The 764-nt window shown below is 51.7% G+C and carries 8 tRNA genes; all 8 read right to left on the bottom strand.

The features are described 5' to 3' along the window. Position 1: 1 nt before the first annotated feature. A tRNA-Ala gene (locus LC033_RS16600) sits at positions 2–74 on the bottom strand. 8 nt (positions 75–82) lie between these two features. Continuing rightward, a tRNA-Pro gene (locus LC033_RS16605) sits at positions 83–159 on the bottom strand. A 7-nt stretch (positions 160–166) separates the two neighbouring features. Next, positions 167–243 (bottom strand) — tRNA-Arg (locus LC033_RS16610). Between the two features lie 10 nt (positions 244–253). Further along, a tRNA-Leu gene (locus LC033_RS16615) sits at positions 254–339 on the bottom strand. A 12-nt stretch (positions 340–351) separates the two neighbouring features. After that, a tRNA-Gly gene (locus LC033_RS16620) sits at positions 352–423 on the bottom strand. 30 nt (positions 424–453) lie between these two features. After that, positions 454–536, bottom strand: a tRNA-Leu gene (locus LC033_RS16625). Between the two features lie 7 nt (positions 537–543). Beyond that, positions 544–619, bottom strand: a tRNA-Lys gene (locus LC033_RS16630). Between the two features lie 37 nt (positions 620–656). Next, positions 657–732, bottom strand: a tRNA-Thr gene (locus LC033_RS16635). Positions 733–764: the final 32 nt, after the last annotated feature.

The raw sequence follows: 764 nt of genomic DNA on the forward strand, positions 1-764 counted from the left end.
GTGGAGCCTAGCGGGATCGAACCGCTGACCTCCTGCGTGCAAGGCAGGCGCTCTCCCAGCTGAGCTAAGGCCCCATAAAAGCTGGTCGGGAAGACAGGATTCGAACCTGCGACCCCTTGGTCCCAAACCAAGTGCTCTACCAAGCTGAGCTACTTCCCGATCTAAATGGCGCGCCCGAGAGGAGTCGAACCCCTAACCTTTTGATCCGTAGTCAAACGCTCTATCCAATTGAGCTACGGGCGCTTATTTTATATGCCGAGGGCCGGACTTGAACCGGCACGGTAGTCACCTACCGCAGGATTTTAAGTCCTGTGTGTCTGCCAATTCCACCACCCCGGCGTGGATGGTATAAGCGGAAGACGGGATTCGAACCCGCGACCCCCACCTTGGCAAGGTGGTGTTCTACCACTGAACTACTTCCGCATTACAGGATTCCTTTATTTTATTTGGCAATGCGGGTGAAGGGACTTGAACCCCCACGTCATAAAGACACTAGATCCTAAGTCTAGCGCGTCTGCCAATTCCGCCACACCCGCATGACAATGGTGAGCCATGAAGGACTCGAACCTTCGACCCTCTGATTAAAAGTCAGATGCTCTACCAACTGAGCTAATGGCTCGCTTTAAAAGCGGCTTGTCTATCTTACCATAAAAAAGTGGTGCCGGCAAGAGGACTTGAACCCCCAACCTACTGATTACAAGTCAGTTGCTCTACCAGTTGAGCTACACCGGCTTTATCTTATCCTAACATTATGTAAGAATAAA

The sequence above is a fragment of the Bacillus stratosphericus genome, assembly GCF_020524495.1.
In the GTDB taxonomy this organism is placed as follows: domain Bacteria; phylum Bacillota; class Bacilli; order Bacillales; family Bacillaceae; genus Bacillus; species Bacillus stratosphericus_B.